This is a genomic window from Rhodococcus sp. OK302, from assembly GCF_002245895.1.
Lineage (GTDB): Bacteria > Actinomycetota > Actinomycetes > Mycobacteriales > Mycobacteriaceae > Rhodococcus_F.
On record NZ_NPJZ01000001.1, the window covers coordinates 3,453,092 to 3,470,423 of the forward strand.

Consider the following 17,332-nt stretch of genomic DNA (forward strand, 5'->3'; position numbering starts at 1 on the left):
GGTTGCCCGGCGCCAGGCCGGAGTCCGGGTTGTCGCGTCTGTGAGCACGCACCCAAAATCGCTCCTCGAAACACATCTCGAGTCGTATTCGTCATCACGGTGAAAGGCGCTTCCAGCGTCGGCTTTTGTGTTGAAGTGATCATCCGCCTCGGTCTGGTCAGAAGAACGTGTGAACCAATCCTACGACGCGATAGTCCGCATCGACCTCGGGAATCAATGACCACTTGTCGAAAGTGGTGCACGGGTGCGAAATCCCGCAGCCCAGCAGATCACCGACCCGCACGTCGAATCCTTCGGGCACATCGACGTAGGCATGCTGATCGTTGAGGGCAGTGATCGACAGTGTCCGAGCTGGTCGATTGGAGCCATCTCGCCGTCGCCACAAAACTTTGGGAAAGCCCGCGTCGGAACCCACGTCGCGACGACCGAAGCCCAGGATCGCCCGGCCTGGCTCCGGTAGTGAGAGCACAACGCCCCAGACCTCAACGGCTGCCTGCAAAGTAATCGGACCATTTGCCCAGGGTGAGGTATCGGCGTAAAGGCCGTGGTCGTGGGTGATGTAACAACCACTGCGCAGCACGACGCGCACACCGTTGTCGGCTGCCCAATCGCCGGCAAACTTGCGGACAACCTGATCGTGAAATGCACTGCCGCCGAAGGTAACCAGGGGGAGCGAGGCTTTTGTCGAGTTGTTCTCGAACAGGTTCTCTGCCAGGCAGATTTCCGTGAATGCCCGGGCCGATGACAGATACGAATCTACAGAGATGCGACGGGCAGCCACCGAAGCGCCCGGCATCATGCCCTCGAAACCCTCGACTCCGCTGAGGACGAGAGACGGTGCCTGTGACGCTGCGCGGGCAACGTCGAGGGCTTGCTCGAGAGTGCGCGCCCCGGCGCGGCCGCTGTCATAGCCGAGTTCGACGAGTACGCGAATTCTGCTGCTCGGTGAGACTTGCGCGATCAACCGCTCCATCAACTGGACGCTCTCGATCGAGTCGACCAGGGTAGCAACAAAGAATTCGGGGTCCGTCGACTGCACATCGCAGATCCATCGAATGCCCGCGAGGTCGAGAACCTGGCTCGCAATGATGATGGTGTCGACGCCGAACTCGCGGAGAATGCGAGCCTGGGCGACAGTTGCCGCGGTCATTCCCCACGCGCCGGCCTCGAGTTGTCGGCGAACCAACTCCGGACTCATCGTGGTCTTGGCGTGCGGTGCAAGGTCTACGTCGTGGTCGGCACAGAACCGTGCCATGACATCCAGATTATGTGAGATCGCTTCACGATTGAGCGTCATTACCGGGAGGAGGAGGCCGCCGTCGAGAGCCGGAATCCCCAACGCTTCGAGATCGGAACTGCGCAGACCGTGGAGGTCGGTTCCGAACGCTTTGTGCTGCCAACCGATCGGCAGGCTCGTATTCTCGGTCATGGCGTCAATTGTGCCTTCTGTGCTGTCGACCCGCGGATCCGATTGTTTCGGCGGAAGCGGGTAGCGTGGAGGATGCCGAGGGCAATTCGAATATGCGCCGTCTAGCCATGTCGTCCTCGGCGCCCAAATCGGTCTGAAGTCCACCAGCCGAGAATTGGAGAACCACCATGGCTTCGAACCCCACTGATGTGTCGAATTCCGCCGAAGTTTCTCAGTCAACTGCCCCCCAACAGGACGAGGGATCGACTGACTCGACGCCGTCCTGCCCGGCCTGTGGGCACAGTCTGGATTCCCACGATCCGCTCGGCATTCGATTCTGCGCCGTGACCTCGGACCGGAACCTTGACCGAAAGTGCATCTGCCCTGACGAGCACGCGAGCCAGCAGCACTACACCCGGTACTGAATTGCACCACGCACTCAATTAACGCACTGCATTGACAGTTTAATGCAGTGCGTTATGCCGTCGTTGCATGGCATCTGTAGATCCCAAAAGCGCAATGGTCGATGTCGCGGAGCGACTCCTGGGAACCCACGGAGTCGACGCGATGTCGTTGCGAGATGTGGCAATCATTGCGGGCCAACGTAATACGTCCGCGGTGCAGTATCACTTCGGCGGACGCGATCAACTGCTGATCGAAGTGTTTCGTCGCCGCGTGATGGCAATGGCAGAGGCTCGATCGTTCCTTTCGCCCCCTCGTTAAGTGGTTCCGTCGATGGCGCCAACTGCGCCGAATTTATGGTGAAGCTCCTTCCTACAGTTGACTATTTCGGTGCGGATCTTGATTCGCCCGGCAATGTGAACCGCGAAATCCATCAACGGTTGGTGGATTCATTGACACATTTGTCGGAGGGTCAGTCCGCCGAGCGAACCTCGATGATGTTCAACACGGCGTTCTCGGCGATCGCTATGCACATGTAACGTGATGCGCTCAGAATTGGCACTGCTACAGAAACTTTCGATGACTACGTCGTTACCGCATTGTCGGGTTCTCAATCTACCGACACCGACAGTGTGAATAGTGAAGTTCGTTGGTCTGACGGAGGAACTGGCCGGCGTCGAACGGTCTCGACGGACGAAAGGAAGTAGGTGCTCGATCGTCGGCGTCGAGCGGTATTGGCTCGCTATCAGCGATAGGGGTTAGCAGTCGACGTATCCGAAAGACGTCCCCGCGGGGACGTCTTTCGGGACACGGTGGTCAGTTCGCGCGCGAAAATACAGCCACCAGAAAGCCGGAATTTTCAGTGAAGGGGCGCAGGTCCCAGGTCTCCAGCAGTAGATCCACGGTCAGTCCGCTTGCCTCGGCATCGGCAAGGAAGTCCGAGAATTCGTAATCTCGCCCGGCTCCGAACCCGATGACTACCCGGCCGGTCGAGGAGAGATGACGGGTGAACCTGGTCAGGACGGTCTGCCGGGTTGACGGTGCCAGGAAGGTCACCACGTTGCCGGCGCACACGATGACGTCGAAATCGGCTGCAACTGCGCGGGCGGGCAGATCCAACTCGGCAAGATCGCCGACGAGCCATGTCGGCCCGGAATGATCTTCCTCGGCGGCGGCAATCAGCACCGGATCGACGTCGACACCGACAACGTCGTGACCGGCCTCGTGCAGGTAGCCGCCCAATCTGCCCGGTCCGCAGCCTGCATCGAGAACCCGTCCGCCGCGGCCTAGCATCGCATCGATCAGTCGAGCTTCACCGACGATGTCCTTGCCTTCCGCCACCATCGACCTGAATCGCTCCACATATCGCGTGGAATGTGTCGAGTCGACGGCCACAATTTCTTCCCACTGGCTTGGGGTGCGCTCACTGGGCGTCGGTGTAGTCATCCCCGGATGGTACCGAGCGATCGACTGGTGCCGATCACGCTCCCGCCCGGGAGGTATCCGCAAGGGGGCGGTGGTGCGGATCCAGCCGGCAGTGGATTCGACGAACTGCGTCGGCACTGGGACGAAGAACCGGCGAATCCTCCGGAACTGATCACCGGGGGGTGACCAATGAGGCAGCGCGCCTGCCCGAACCCCCGTCGGGCAGGCGCGACGGTGTGTACCGTCGGTGCTACCTCATCGAAAGGCGTGCGCCGTGGCGGAAAGACGTTATCTGGAAGTCGCTGTCGGAACAAATATTGTGATGGTCCTCGACCACCGAACGGTGGAGGTCTTCGACCGGACTGCGGCCAGCACTAGCGAAGTGTGTCGCTGGCATGTCGAACACATTGCGGTGCAAGCAAAACCGTCGAAATCGGGTCTGAAGCTCACTATCGGAAACCGGCTTCCCGACGACTCGATTGCCGTGGCGGGACCACGGGCTTCGCTAACCGTCTCACGGGAAGAGGAATCGGCAGTCATCGCATTCTTCGACGAGGTCAAGGCCGCTCGCGTGTGATCTGGCTGCGCGGTGTCTTTTCTCAGGTGAGCCACAGTACCGAGGTGGTCCAGGCAGCGCCGATGACAAGGGCTGCATACACCGTCGCGGTCGCGATTATTCCGATCCAGAGACGAGTGCCGATGGTTGATCGCCAATCGCCATTCTCGTCAACCTCGAGATCGTAGGGAAAATCGCTGACGCACAGAGCTTTCGAGGAATCCTTTACGCTCGCCAAGATCACCCCCAATGTGTAGGGCAGTCCGCGAACCGTCAGTTCACCGTCCAACCCATCCAGCGAATAGTGCACACGAGTAGTTGAGCCCGGCCCGCTGTACCATCGGCGTTCCACGACCCAACCTCGCGCCTGGGCCAGTCGTACGTTGCTGTAAGTTGTTCCGCTGAAGTACGTTCCGGTTGAGACGCGATCGACCTGAGTTACCGTGGCGACCTTTCCCCAGCGCAGTACCTCCGTCTTGATGCCGACAGCTCGGACGCGCCTGAACCCGAGCACGACGACGAGACCGATAAATGCCGCCGGTAAGGATTTGGGCACGAACAACCACAGGGCGATCGGAGCGGTGAAGACCATCAGAATCGTAAATGCTTCCCACCATTTCCAGGACAGGCCCGCGAGCCTGAACGCGAGTGGAACTCGCCGCGGCGGTTCCGACAGCAACATTGTCGGAGTCTGTCGAAGTGATTGGCGGGTGGATTCATCGAAAGCGGTGCCGGTGGAATCCACCAGCCCATACTGCTCCAACGCTGCTCGGATCTGTTCGAATTTCTCGCTTCCGAGTAACTTTCTCAAATCCTGCGTATCTGTGCGATCCGATCCAGATACGAAAATTTCGGGAACGGATGCATTGTTATTCTCGTCCAGACCTTTGGCAGCCCGCAGCTCTGCGATCTCTCGCTCCAAGCGAGCCAGTCGTGCGTCGGATGATGCGTCGGATCCGAAATCGGGCATAGGCGATGCTAGACGGCAAAGGATGTGAATGACCATCTTCGAGGCCGAAAAGGCGCTTGGTCAATGTCCCGGCTACGTCCTATTGCTCAGCCGATCCCGCGCGTGCATCGGTGGTTCGAGATCGTGACGCCGATGTCTGACGTTCGCGGCCAAGGATGCAGATTGTCAGGAGCAGCAGGGCGAGGATGTAGCTGGTCATGATCCAGATATCGGCGGGCTCAGGCCGCCACTTGTCCGCCTGTCCCAGTAGGATCATCGCGTCCGAGGCGAGAAACAGTGCACCGCCCAATCCTGCAATCCGGTTGTAAGCCAATGACGTTGCTGCCGTGCCGACGAGGATCGCAGCGTAGATCGGGACGGGGATCATGAGATCGCCCAATCCTGACCACGTGTAACAAACGAGCGCGATTGCCGCGGCCGTATAGGCGATGAGAACCCACGGGTTGCGGCGCACTTCCGCCAGTGCACCGCGGGAGATGAAGAATCGGATGAAGCAGATGTGGCCGACGGCGAAGGCGGCCATGCCAACGATGAATGTGTCATCCCAGATGAGGAACAAATCGCCGAAGGCGCAGGCGATGAGTGCTGCAGCGACAATGCGCGGGCCGTGATCGGCGACAACCCAGGCGGCCAGTAGGGGAGCGAGCATAACTTTGGTGATGCCGTCCCACGGTGACGCGTCCGCAGCATTGAGGATCAGGTGCGCGACGGCGACAATGGCAAAGGCAATGAGCCACGGGCTCCGCATCGTGTCGGATAGTCGGGTGATGCGGTTGTCGAGACTCGTATCCTTCGTCATCGACTGAGAGTATCGGGCTTGGGTATCGGCACTCAGCGAATGAACTCCGCAGCGCGCTCGGCCAGGTCGAGAGCAGGCTGGGGGAGGATGCCGAGAATGAGAGTGACGCCGGCGCCGAGGCCGATGACACTACTGGTGAGAGCGCTCGGAACAACAACGGTGGGTGCGTCTTCCGTTGGTTCGGTGAAGAACATCAGCACGATGACACGCACGTAGAAGTACGCGGCAATCGCGCTGCACAGGACGCCGACGATCACGAGAGGAACGGCGCCGCCCTCCGCAGCCGCACGGAACACTGCGAACTTCCCGATAAACCCACTGGTCAAGGGGATTCCGGCGAAGGCCAGAAGGAACAGTGCAAACACCGCCGCGATAAGTGGTGAGCGCCTACCCAATCCGGCCCAGCGAGAGAGTTCGGCAACTTCTCCGTCGGCGTCCCGGACAAGGCTTACGACGGCGAACGCGCCCACGGTACTGAAACCGTAGGCGAGGAGATAGAACATCGTCGCAGACAGTCCGGCATCGGAATCTGCGACAACGCCGGTCAGGATGAATCCGGTATGGGCGATAGCCGAGTAGGCGAGCATCCGCTTCATGTCGGTCTGGGTGACGGCGACAATCGATCCGACAATCATCGTGAGGATCGCGACGCCCCACATCAGGGGGCGCCAATTCACATACTCATTGGGCAGTGCCACGTAGAAGATTCGCAGTATGGCCCCGAACGCCGCGATCTTGGTGGCCGTGGCCATGAAACTGGTGATCGGAGTGGGTGCACCCTGATACACATCGGGTATCCACGAATGGAATGGCACGGCACCGACTTTGAACAGCAGGCCAACTGCGACGAGAGCCGTACCGAGCCACAGGAACGAGTCATTTTCGGTTCCGATGCGTGCGGCGTCGGCAATGCCGGCGAGATCGACGGTGCCCGCGTATCCGTAGAGCATCGCAATTCCGAAGACGAAGAACGCCGACGAAAACGCCCCCAAGAGAAAGTATTTCATTGCAGCTTCCTGCGACAGGAGTCGGCGTCGACGCGCCAGTCCGCACAGCAGATACAACGGCAGCGAAAACACTTCGAGCGCAACAAACATCGTCAGGAGGTCGTTGGAAGCAGGAAACAGAAGCATCCCGCCTACGGCGAACAAAGTGAGTGGGAAAACCTCGGTCTGAGCTATCCCGGCCTTGGTGGCTTCCTGCTCAGCAACACTTCCCGGGACGCTCGATGCTTGCGGTGTGAAGCTTCCGAGAGCGTCGTGGTTCGGCGATTCGGGGACGGTGTTTCCCGATCCGCGTTCAGCAACAAGCAGTACTGCGGGAATCGAGACCAGCAGAATTGTGCCCTGCAAGAACAGGGTTGGGCCGTCAATGGCAACAGAACCCATCATGGCCACGGACTTTGTTCCCGCCAGCAGGACGACGGCAACAAATGCTGCTGCCAATCCGCCGACGCCGAGAACCAGTTGGACCGGATAGCGCAGGCCTCGTGGTGCAAATGCTTCGACCAGCACTCCCGCTACCGCTACCCCGAACACGATCAACATGGGCGAAAGCAGGCCGTATTCGATACTGGGTGAATGGTTGGCGGCTTCGCTGAGAAGCGTCAGGTTGTCGAAGGAACTCATTTGTGGGCACCTCCGTCGGCGTTGGCATCAGTGACAAGCGGCGTCGGAACCTGATCGACTGTTACAGGCGTCGGAACGTGATCGACGGACGTGTGACTGACTGCAGGGGTGATGATGTCGAGAGCCGGTTTGGGGTAGATACCAAGCAAGAGGAGTAGCGCGAGCAACGGTGCCACGACGATGATTTCGCGGCGCACCAGATCTCGAATCTTGTCGGACCCTTCCTTCTCGGGTCCACCCATCACGCGCTGGTAGAGCCACAGGATGTAAATCGCGGACAAGACTAGTGCAAGCGTCGCAATGATTGCGGCTACGTGATAGCGCGAGTACGTGCCGATCAATACCAGGAATTCACTGATGAACGGTGCAAGGCCCGGTAGGGACAGCGTTGCAAGTCCGGCCACCAGGAAGGTGCCGGCCAGAACCGGCGCGACTTTCTGGACGCCCCCGTACGCCGCGATTGCCCGTGTACCTCGCTGCGAGACAAGGAAACCCGCAATCAAGAACAGTGCCGCCGTCGAAATTCCGTGATTGACCATGTAGAGCGTCGACCCGGCTTGGCTTTGACTGGTCATCGCGAAGATTCCGAGAATGATGAATCCGAAGTGCGATATCGATGTGTAGGCGATGAGTCGCATGATGTCGGTCTGCCCGATCGCCAGGATTGCGCCGTAGACAATTCCCACGACAGCGAGGGCGATGATCCACGGAGCGAAAGTTGCGGATGACTCCGGGAACAGTTGCAGGCAGTAGCGAATCATCGCGAAGGTACCGACCTTGTCCACGACTGCCATCATGAGAACGGCAGTGGACGGCGTGGATTCCACCGCCGAATCAGGCAACCAACTGTGCAGTGGCCAGAGCGGCGCCTTGACGGCAAACGCGAACATGAATCCGAGGAACAACGCGTTGAGAACCCCCGGTCCGACACCCAGATCGCCGTTTGCTGCAGCAGTCGCGATCGCCCGGAAATCGAAAGTGCCTGCGCTGAACGGGCTTTCTGCACGGGCCGTGACAACGTAGAGCCCGATGACAGCCGCGAGCATGACCAAGCCGCCGAGCAGGTTGTACAGCAGGAACTTCACCGCGGCACGCGATCGGTTGGCTCCGCCGAAACCGCCGATGAGGAAGTACATCGGGATCAGCATTGCCTCGAAGAAGATGTAGAAGAGCAGCACGTCGAGTGCGCTGAACGAGACCAGAACCATCGACTCGACAACAAGGATCAGCGCGAAGTAGGTATGCGGAAGGCGCCGTGGCTCGGCATCCGGAGTATCGAGCGGAACCGCGGGAACATCGTGCCAACCGGCAACCAGGAGCAGTGGTACCAGGACTGCGGTCAGGAGCACCAAAACCAGTGCAATGCCGTCCAATCCGAGTGTGTAGCTGGTTCCGAAGGCGGGAATCCAACTGTGCCTCTCGACAAACTGGAACTGTTCTCCGCCGCGGTCGAATTTGCTTCCGAGAACAACCGCGATCACCAGTACGGCCAAAGACATTGCGAGCGCGACGTATTTGGCGAGTTGATGCGACCGGGCGGGCAGCGCGACGACCACTGCGGCGCCCACGAGGGGGAGCAACCACAAGGCAGTCAGGGCCGGAAAGCCGCTGTTCGCAATGGTTTCGGTCGCAGCTAGTTGGGTCACCACAGTGTCACCGCCATCATCGTCGCGACTACCAGTGTTGCACCGACAAACATCACAAGGGCATACGAGCGAACAAAACCGGTCTGAAGCTTGCGGACAAGAGTCGACAGCCCGGTGATGACAACGGCGAAGCTGTTCACCACGCCATCGATTCCCTTGGCGTCGACCACTTCCAATGCCTGAGTGAGTTGTTGGCCGGGCTTCATGAACACCGCTTCGTTGAAGGCGTCACCGTACAGGTCGCGGCGTGCCGCGACGGTCAGTGGTGAAACGGAAGTGGGGGCCTCGAGTGGGATTTCCCGGGTGGCGTACTCGCGGTAGGCAACTCCGACGCCGGCCGCAACCACGACGAGCGCCAGTACGGTGATGGTCCACGCCGGTATCGGTGGTTCGACGTGATGGGATCCGACCACGGGCTCGAGCCAGTTCTGCAAGCTGGATCCGACGGTCAGCAGAATTCCCCCGACAACGGAGCCCACGGCGAGCAGGATCATCGGCGACGTCATCACAGCGGGGGATTCGTGGGGTTCCTGGTTCTCCCAGCGGGGCTTTCCGAAGAAGGTCATCAGCATCACGCGCGTCATGTAGAACGCGGTGAGTCCGGCACCCAGCAGGGTGACGATGCCGAGAACGATGCCCTTGAGGCCGCCTTCACCGATGGCAACTTCGATGATCTTGTCCTTGGAGAAGAACCCGGCAAACGGCGGAACACCGATGATGGCAAGGTAACCGAGCCCGAAGGTGATAAACGTCAGAGGCATGAACGCGCGGAGTCCGCCGTAACGCCGCATATCGGTTTCATCGTTCATCCCGTGCATCACGGAACCGGCACCGAGGAAGAGTCCGGCTTTGAAGAATCCGTGCGTCAGTAGGTGCATGATCGCGAACGCATATCCGGCAGGGCCCAAACCGGCGGCTAGAACCATGTATCCGATCTGACTCATGGTGGAAGCGGCCAGGGCCTTCTTGATGTCGTCCTTCGCGCAACCGATGACGGCCCCGAACAAGAGGGTGACGGCACCGACGATCACAACAACAGTTTGGGCGTCGGGCGCCAGATCGAAGATCGGGTTGGAACGCACGATCAAATACACGCCCGCGGTGACCATCGTTGCCGCGTGGATCAGCGCCGACACCGGGGTGGGGCCTTCCATCGCGTCGCCGAGCCACGACTGCAGGGGCACCTGGGCCGACTTTGCGCAGGCTGCGAGGAGCAGCATCAGGCCGATCGCCGTCAGCACACCCTCGCTAGCAGCCGACGCGTTGCCGAAAACATCGCTGAACGAGAGCGATCCGAACGTACTGAACATCAACATCATTGCGATCATCAGGCCGATGTCGCCCACCCGGTTGACCACAAACGCCTTCTTGGCTGCGGTGGCCGCGGTGGGCTTGTGCTGCCAGAATCCGATGAGCAGGTACGACGCCAATCCGACGCCCTCCCAGCCGACGTAGAGACCGAGGAAGTTATCGGCGAGGACGAGCAACAGCATTGCCGCGAGGAACAGATTGAGATAGGCGAAGAACTTACGACGCTCCGGGTCGTGGGCCATGTACCCAACCGAGTAGATGTGGATCAGCGATCCCACACCCGTGATGAGCAGGACGAAACACATGGACAGCTGGTCCAATTGGAGTCCGAACTCGACCTGCAAGCTCTCAACCGGCACCCAGCTGAACAGGTGCTCGTCGATGCTTCGCTCAGCGGTATCGCGGCCGAGCATGCTGATGAAGAACGCCACGGCAACGGCAAACGATGCCAGCGCCATCACACAGGCGAACAGGTGCCCCCACACATTGGTGCGGCGACCGGCAAGTAGTAGGACGGCAGCGCCGCACAGCGGCAGTGCAGGCAGTAACCAGACGGCGGACGTGATTCCTCCTGACATATCAGTACTTCAGCAGGTCTACGTCGTCGACGGATACAGAACGCCGAGATCGGAAGATAATCATGATGATTGCCAGGCCCACAACCACTTCGGCGGCGGCGACGACCATGGTGAAGAACGCGAAGATCTGGCCGTCGAGATTGCCGTGCATCCGCGCGAAGGTGACAAACGCAAGATTGGCGGCGTTGAGCATTAGCTCGACGCACATGAAGACGACGATAGCGTTGCGTCGCAGGAGAACTCCGGCAGCGCCGATCGTGAACAGTAGAACCGACAGATAGAGATAGTTCTCGGGATTCATCGATCGTTCACCTCTCCGGGGTGCTGCGGTTGTCTGCGCGGCGTCAATGCACTACTGACGGAGATATCCGAGTGTGAACCGTCGGGAAGCCTCGCCGGCATGTCGACCGCATTGTGGCGCGCATAGACCCCGGGGCTGGGCAATGGTGTGGCCGAGCCTTTTTCAGGATTGTCCTCGTCGCTGCTCAGGTACTTGAAACGGTGCTCCGAGAGTTCTCGTTGATTCATTGCCGCTTCGATCTTCTCGCGGTGCGCCAGCATCATCGCCCCGAGTGTTGCCGTTATCAGCAGTGCGCCAGTCAATTCGAAGGCCCAGACGTAGCGAATGAAGATCAGATCGGCCAGTTCTTCGACGTTGCCCTGCTCGAGCCCTGTGAACCCGGTGAACCCTGAAATCGAGGCGTTACCGAGCCCACCGATCAGGAGCAGTCCGAAACCCAGGCCGATCACGATGGCGCTGACTCGCTGCCCGCGCAGACTCTCGACCAGCGAATCCGAGGAATCCACACCGACCAACATCAGGACGAACAGGAACAGCATCATCACCGCGCCCGTGTACACGACGATCTGGACGACACCGAGAAACAGTGCGCCCTGGACCATGTAGAACACGGCGAGAATGATCATCGTCATCGCCAGGAACAGTGCTGAATACACAGCTTTAGGTGCAGCGACGACGCCGAGTGCACTGATGACAGCCAGTGTGCCGAGAATCCAGAACTGTACGGCCTCGCCCGTCGACGTCGACACCAGGCCGCCGTCGGCGAGCACTGTGGTGACTGTCGCCGCGATCATTGTTCCGGCTCCTGGCCAGTGGCACCGATGTCGCCGCGGTAGTAGTCGTCCTGGGTGGTTCCGGGGCGAAGTGCGTGCGGCGGAGCATCCATGTCGGGCTCGAGCGGCGCGAGCAGTTGGTCCTTCTCGTAAATCAGATCAGCGCGGTTGTCGTCGGCCATCTCGTACTCGTTGGTCATGGTCAGTGCCCGGGTCGGGCAGGCCTCCACACACAGTCCACAACCGATGCACCGCAGGTAGTTGATCTGATACACCCGGCCGTACCGCTCACCCGGGGAGAACCGCTCCTCCTCGGTGTTGTCGGCACCTTCGACGTAGATTGCGTCGGCGGGACACGCCCAAGCGCAAAGTTCGCAGCCGATACATTTTTCGAGTCCGTCGGCGTAGCGATTGAGTTGGTGACGCCCGTGATAGCCCGGCGCGGTAGGGCGCTTCTCCTCCGGATAGAACTCGGTTTCGGGCTTCTTGAACATGGTGGAGAGTGTTACGCCGAAACCGGCGAGTGGTCCGAGGAATTCAGGCATGGGAGTCCTCCGAGGGAGCAGTGTGACCTGGCATCGGCGGGACAGGGAACCCGCCGGCCATTGGATCGAAAGGCCGGGGATCGAAAGGTCGGGATTCGAGAGGTTTCTCAGGTCCGGAGCCGACTTCCCGGCGACGACTGCGGAAGATGTTGGCCACCAGAATGAGCAACGCAATGCCGAGAACAACGCCCACGCACAGCAGCACCAACCACGTGTTGTAGCCGGCATTGCGGAATGCGCGCACCGTCGCGATTGTCATGACCCACACCAATGCTCCGGGGATGAGGATTTTCCAACCCAGGTTCATGAACTGGTCGTAGCGCAATCGGGGGAGCGTGCTGCGGAGCCAGATGAACACGAAGAGGAAAAACCAGACCTTGCCGATGAACCACAGAACTGGCCACCACCCGGAATTTGCCCCGTCCCACAGGTTGAGGGGGAACGGTGCATGCCAGCCGCCGAGGAAAAGCGTCGTGGCCAGCGCCGAGACGGTCACCATGTTCACGTATTCGGCGAGCATGAACATCGCGAATTTGAGCGACGAGTATTCGGTATGGAACCCGCCCACCAGCTCGCCCTCGGCCTCGGGGAGGTCGAACGGTGCGCGGTTGGTTTCGCCGACCATGGCCGTCACGTAGATCAGGAACGACGGGAGAAGCAGGAAGACGTACCACGTGCCCTCCTGCGCGCTGACGATTCCCGACGTGGACATCGTTCCGGCGTAAAGAAATACGGCGGCAAACGACAGCCCCATCGCGACTTCGTAGGAAATGACCTGCGCCGTGGATCGCAGTGCGCCGAGGAGGGGATACGTCGAACCGGAGGACCAGCCTGCGAGCACGATGCCGTACACACCGATCGACGTGACAGCCAGGATGTACAGCACTCCGACGGGGAGATCCGTCAGTTGCAGCGGCGACCAGGTTCCGAAGATTGACACCTCCGGTCCGAAAGGAACAACGGCAAACGCCATGAACGCGGGTACCACGGCGATGATCGGGGCCAGCATGTAGATCGGTTTGTCGACGCCGGCCGGCGTAATGCCTTCCTTGAGCGCAAGTTTGACCCCGTCGGCCAGGCTCTGGAGCATTCCCCGCGGACCCACGCGGTTCGGTCCGACACGCATCTGCATGCGCGCCATGACTTTACGTTCGGCGTAGATAGCGACCAGCGTGGTGAGCAGGAGGAACACAAAGATGACCAGCGCTTTGGCGATGATCAACCACAGAGGATCGTGGCCGTAGGCCGAAAGGTCAGCCGGGGCAGACAGATATCCGCTCATGACGGCACCTGCTTCGAGATCCTGACGACGCCACCGGGGGAACGGCGAGCGTTCGGTTGACCTCGCTGCCGGGTGAGTTGAGCGGGAGCCAGACAACCCGCGGTGGCATATCGGTGATGATCAACGGCAAGGTGATCGTCCCGCGTTCCGAACTGACGGAAACCGGCTGACCTTCCTCGGCTCCGATCTCGGTGGCCGTCGCCGCAGAGAATCGGACGACGGGAGCGTGCGCAGTGCCCGCCAGGTTGGGTTCACCGTCCTGGAGTCGGCCGAGGTCGAGAAGTAAATGCCAGCTGGCCAGAACGGCTTCACCCAGTTTCGGCTCGGCGGGGGCAGTCGGTGATGACGGCGGTGCCGAAACTCGCCCGCCGGACCACTTTCCGAGCCTGCCGATTTCTGCACGCGCGGCGGCGGCATCGGGTAGCCGTAGGTCTAATCCCATCTCGGCGGCAATCGCGTGCAGGACTCGCTGATCCGGCATTACACCAGTGGTTCGCAAGGCCGTATCGAAGGGGCGTTCGCGGCCTTCCCAATCGACAAATGTTCCCGGTTTCTCCGCTACCGGAGCTACCGGGAAGACTACGTCCGCCAGTTCGGTGACAGTGCTGTGCCGAATCTCGAGGCTGACCACAAAGCCTGCCGCTTCAATGGCAGCCTTGGCAGCATCGGGATCTGGCATGTCGGCAAGGTCGACGCCGCCGATCAGCAATGCGCCCAGCGCCGACGCTGATCCCAGCATCTGCGCCGCATCTTGTCCGTCGGCGGCGGGAATCTCGCCATCCCACAGCGAGGAAACTTCCTGCCGAGCAACAGGATCGGTGATCGGTCGACCACCCGGCAGTAGCTGCGGCAGTGCTCCGGTCTCGATTGCCGCGCGGTCACCGGCGCGGCGCGGAATCCAGGCGAGTCGTGCGCCGGTGGTGTCGGCCAATTGCATTGCTGCCGTGAGTCCGCCGGGAATTGAGCCCAGCCTTTCTCCGATCAGGATGACAGCGCCAGGCTGACGGAGGAGCGTGCCAATCTCGCTGGATTCTTCGCGCAATGAGTCGAGAACCGCAGGTTCGTCGCCGGGGCGGGCCTGCAGTAGTCGACCCGACAATTTCTGGAGACCGCGAGTTGTATACGGCGCAAGTGAGATTACTGCTGCTTTGCGCGTGCGCGCGGCTTTGCGCAGACGGAGGAAGATGATCGGCGACTCCTCTTCCGGCTCGAATGCCACCAGCAGTGTGACCGGCGCGGAATCCAGGTCTTCGTATCTGATCGAATCCTCGAGTGGCTTTCCGGCCACGTGTGATGCCAGGAACTGAGCCTCCTCGACAGATTGGGCACGGATCCGGAAGTCGATATTGTTGGTACCCAGCGTGATTCGTGCAAACTTGCTGTACGCGTAAGCGTCTTCCATTGTTGAGCGTCCACCGACCAGCACACCGGCGTTGCCGCGTGCCTCGATGAACTTTCGTGCCACCAAGTCGAGGGCAAATGGCCACGACGCGGGAATCAGAGTGCCGTTGTCATCGCGAATGAGGGGAGTCGTGATTCGATCGCCCTGTGTTGCATAGGAAAACGCGAACCGGCCCTTGTCGCAGTTCCACTCCTCGTTGACCTCCGGATCGTCCCCGGCAAGGCGTCGGAGAACCTTTCCGCGGCGATGATCGGTGCGTTGAGCGCAACCGTCGGCGCAGTGTTCGCAGACGCTCGGACTGGACACCAGATCGAAGGGGCGGGCACGGAACCGGTACGACGTGTTGGTCAGTGCGCCCACCGGGCAAACCTGAATAGTGTTGCCGGAGAAATAGGACTCGAAAGGTTCGTTGGCGTAGATCCCGACCTGCTGCAGGGCGCCTCGCTCGAGGAGTTCGATGAACGGGTCACCGGCGATCTGCTGCGAGAACCGAGTGCACCGTGCGCAGAGAACACACCGCTCCCGATCGAGCAGGACCTCCGACGAGAGGGGAATCGGCTTGGGATATGTCCGCTTCACTTCACCGAACCGGGATTCGGTTCGGCCCGTCGACATCGCTTGATTCTGCAAGGGGCACTCGCCGCCCTTGTCGCAGACCGGGCAGTCGAGCGGGTGATTGATGAGCAGCAATTCCATGACGCCGCGTTGCGCTTTCTCCGCGACAGGTGAGGTGACCTGGGTGTTCACTACCATGCCTTCGGTGACCGTAGCGGTGCACGACGCCAAAGGTTTGCGTTGACCTTCCACCTCGACGATGCACTGTCGACATGCGCCGACGGGATCGAGGAGGGGGTGATCGCAGAACCGGGGAATGACAGTGCCGATCATCTCGGCGGCCCGGATGATCAACGTGCCCTTGGGGACCTGAACCGTTGTGCCGTCGATGGTGAGTGTGACGAGGTCCGACGGTACCGCAGTGTCGGTCTCGGGATCAGCTGCTTGGGTCATGACGCGTACGCTCCTGTCGCGAGAACGGACCGGTGCGGATCGAACGGGCAACCGTCTTGATCGAAATGGGCCAGATACTCGTCGCGAAAGTACTTGAGCGAAGACATGATCGGGCTGGTGGCGCCGTCGCCCAGGGCACAGAATGACTTTCCGAGGATGGTGTCGGAGATGTCGAGCAATTTGGTCAAGTCGGCTTCGGTACCGGAACCACTCTCGAGGCGCTGCAGGATTTGCACCAGCCAGTACGTACCTTCACGGCAAGGAGTGCACTTGCCGCACGACTCGTGGGCGTAGAACTCGGTCCAGCGAAGCACCGCCCGAACGACGCACGTGGTCTCGTCGAAAATCTGTAATGCTTTGGTGCCCAACATGGATCCAGCGGCACCGACGCCCTCGTAGTCGAGGGCGACATCAAGATGTTCGTCCGTGAAGATCGGTGTGGACGACCCACCGGGCGTCCAGAACTTGAGAGTGTGACCGGCACGCACACCGCCGGCGTACTCGAGTAGTTCACGCAACGTGATGCCGAGGGGAGCCTCGTACTGTCCGGGCGTCGTGACGTGGCCCGACAGCGAATACAACGTGAATCCTGGCGACTTTTCAGTACCCATGGATCGGAACCATTCGGGTCCGTTGTGGATGATTGACGGCACGCTGGCAATGGATTCGACGTTGTTGACCACGGTCGGGCACGCGTACAGTCCGGCAACTGCGGGAAAGGGCGGACGCAATCGCGGTTGGCCGCGGCGACCCTCCAGGGAGTCGAGCAACGCGGTTTCCTCACCGCAGATGTACGCGCCCGCGCCGGCGTGCACCACCAGATCGAGGTCGAAACCGGTACCGAGGATGTTCCGGCCGAGGAAACCGGCAGCGTAGGCCTCCGCGACAGCGGTCTGCAGGCGACGGAGTACCGGGACAACCTCGCCGCGGACGTAGATGAAGGCCTTGGCGGCGCGAATTGCGTACGCCGCGATGATCACTCCCTCGACCAGCGTGTGGGGCGTCGCCATCATCAACGGCATGTCCTTGCATGTGCCCGGCTCGGACTCATCCGCATTGACGACGAGATAGTGCGGCTTGTCATCTCCCTGCGGGATGAAACTCCACTTCAACCCGGTGGGAAATCCTGCGCCACCGCGCCCACGCAGGCCCGCATCCTTGATCGTGTCGATCACGGAATCGGGTGTGCCGGACAGTGCTTTGCGCAACCCTTGATAGCCGTCATGGCGTAGGTACGCGTCGAGAGTCCACGACGAGGGTTCGTCCCAATACCGACTCAGTACAGGCGCGAGTGGCAT

16 protein-coding genes are annotated in these 17,332 nt (G+C 60.6%); 3 read left to right on the forward strand and 13 right to left on the reverse strand.

All coding sequences use genetic code 11. The features are described 5' to 3' along the window. Positions 1-157 precede the first annotated feature (157 nt). Complete coding sequence (locus BDB13_RS15710; RefSeq protein WP_094272459.1) at positions 158-1,429, reverse strand: alanine racemase; 1,272 nt, start codon at positions 1,427-1,429, stop codon at positions 158-160. Between the two features lie 167 nt (positions 1,430-1,596). Here BDB13_RS15710 and BDB13_RS32580 point away from each other — a divergent pair, with 167 nt between their 5' ends. Next, on the forward strand, positions 1,597-1,833 hold the full coding sequence (locus tag BDB13_RS32580) for an RGCVC family protein (protein WP_094272460.1): 237 nt from the start codon (positions 1,597-1,599) through the stop codon (positions 1,831-1,833). A gap of 67 nt (positions 1,834-1,900) precedes the next feature. Further along, positions 1,901-2,131, forward strand: a complete 231-nt coding sequence (locus BDB13_RS15720; protein WP_094272461.1) for a TetR family transcriptional regulator — start codon at positions 1,901-1,903, stop codon at positions 2,129-2,131. A gap of 495 nt (positions 2,132-2,626) precedes the next feature. Here the strand turns inward: BDB13_RS15720 and BDB13_RS15730 are convergent, their stop codons facing one another. Beyond that, positions 2,627-3,256 (reverse strand): class I SAM-dependent methyltransferase, encoded by a 630-nt coding sequence (locus BDB13_RS15730; RefSeq protein ID WP_094272463.1) that lies wholly within the window; start codon positions 3,254-3,256, stop codon positions 2,627-2,629. 253 nt (positions 3,257-3,509) lie between these two features. Here BDB13_RS15730 and BDB13_RS15735 point away from each other — a divergent pair, with 253 nt between their 5' ends. Then, a complete protein-coding gene (locus BDB13_RS15735; protein WP_094272464.1) occupies positions 3,510-3,812 on the forward strand; it encodes a hypothetical protein in 303 nt (100 codons plus the stop codon). A 22-nt stretch (positions 3,813-3,834) separates the two neighbouring features. On the opposite strand, the gene BDB13_RS15740 is transcribed toward BDB13_RS15735, so the two are convergent. The 11 genes from BDB13_RS15740 to nuoF form a co-directional block, all read right to left on the reverse strand. After that, positions 3,835-4,761, reverse strand: a complete 927-nt coding sequence (locus BDB13_RS15740) for a hypothetical protein (RefSeq protein ID WP_094272465.1) — start codon at positions 4,759-4,761, stop codon at positions 3,835-3,837. 79 nt (positions 4,762-4,840) lie between these two features. After that, positions 4,841-5,560 (reverse strand): lysoplasmalogenase, encoded by a 720-nt coding sequence (locus BDB13_RS15745; RefSeq protein WP_094272466.1) that lies wholly within the window; start codon positions 5,558-5,560, stop codon positions 4,841-4,843. Between the two features lie 32 nt (positions 5,561-5,592). Beyond that, the gene (gene nuoN, locus BDB13_RS15750) at positions 5,593-7,188 is read right to left on the reverse strand and encodes an NADH-quinone oxidoreductase subunit NuoN (RefSeq protein WP_094272467.1); all 1,596 of its coding nucleotides are present in this window, start codon (positions 7,186-7,188) and stop codon (positions 5,593-5,595) included. After that, positions 7,185-8,837: an NADH-quinone oxidoreductase subunit M gene (locus BDB13_RS15755; RefSeq protein ID WP_094272468.1), complete on the reverse strand. Its 1,653-nt coding sequence runs from the start codon at positions 8,835-8,837 to the stop codon at positions 7,185-7,187. Before BDB13_RS15755 ends, nuoN begins: the two co-directional genes overlap by 4 nt. Then, positions 8,831-10,723, reverse strand: a complete 1,893-nt coding sequence (gene nuoL, locus BDB13_RS15760; RefSeq protein ID WP_094272469.1) for an NADH-quinone oxidoreductase subunit L — start codon at positions 10,721-10,723, stop codon at positions 8,831-8,833. The genes BDB13_RS15755 and nuoL overlap by 7 nt, the downstream gene beginning before the upstream one ends. 1 nt (position 10,724) lies before the next feature. Next, positions 10,725-11,024 carry an NADH-quinone oxidoreductase subunit NuoK gene (nuoK, locus tag BDB13_RS15765; protein ID WP_094272470.1) on the reverse strand — a complete coding sequence of 100 codons (300 nt, stop codon included), beginning with the start codon at positions 11,022-11,024 and terminating at the stop codon, positions 10,725-10,727. Then, positions 11,021-11,818 (reverse strand): NADH-quinone oxidoreductase subunit J, encoded by a 798-nt coding sequence (locus BDB13_RS15770; protein ID WP_094272471.1) that lies wholly within the window; start codon positions 11,816-11,818, stop codon positions 11,021-11,023. Before BDB13_RS15770 ends, nuoK begins: the two co-directional genes overlap by 4 nt. Beyond that, positions 11,815-12,342 (reverse strand): NADH-quinone oxidoreductase subunit NuoI, encoded by a 528-nt coding sequence (gene nuoI / locus BDB13_RS15775; RefSeq protein WP_094272472.1) that lies wholly within the window; start codon positions 12,340-12,342, stop codon positions 11,815-11,817. Before nuoI ends, BDB13_RS15770 begins: the two co-directional genes overlap by 4 nt. Beyond that, positions 12,335-13,624 carry an NADH-quinone oxidoreductase subunit NuoH gene (gene nuoH, locus BDB13_RS15780; protein ID WP_094272473.1) on the reverse strand — a complete coding sequence of 430 codons (1,290 nt, stop codon included), beginning with the start codon at positions 13,622-13,624 and terminating at the stop codon, positions 12,335-12,337. Before nuoH ends, nuoI begins: the two co-directional genes overlap by 8 nt. Then, positions 13,596-16,034, reverse strand: a complete 2,439-nt coding sequence (locus tag BDB13_RS15785; RefSeq protein WP_094272474.1) for an NADH-quinone oxidoreductase subunit G — start codon at positions 16,032-16,034, stop codon at positions 13,596-13,598. Before BDB13_RS15785 ends, nuoH begins: the two co-directional genes overlap by 29 nt. Beyond that, positions 16,031-17,332 carry an NADH-quinone oxidoreductase subunit NuoF gene (gene nuoF / locus BDB13_RS15790; protein ID WP_094272475.1) on the reverse strand — a complete coding sequence of 434 codons (1,302 nt, stop codon included), beginning with the start codon at positions 17,330-17,332 and terminating at the stop codon, positions 16,031-16,033. The genes BDB13_RS15785 and nuoF overlap by 4 nt, the downstream gene beginning before the upstream one ends.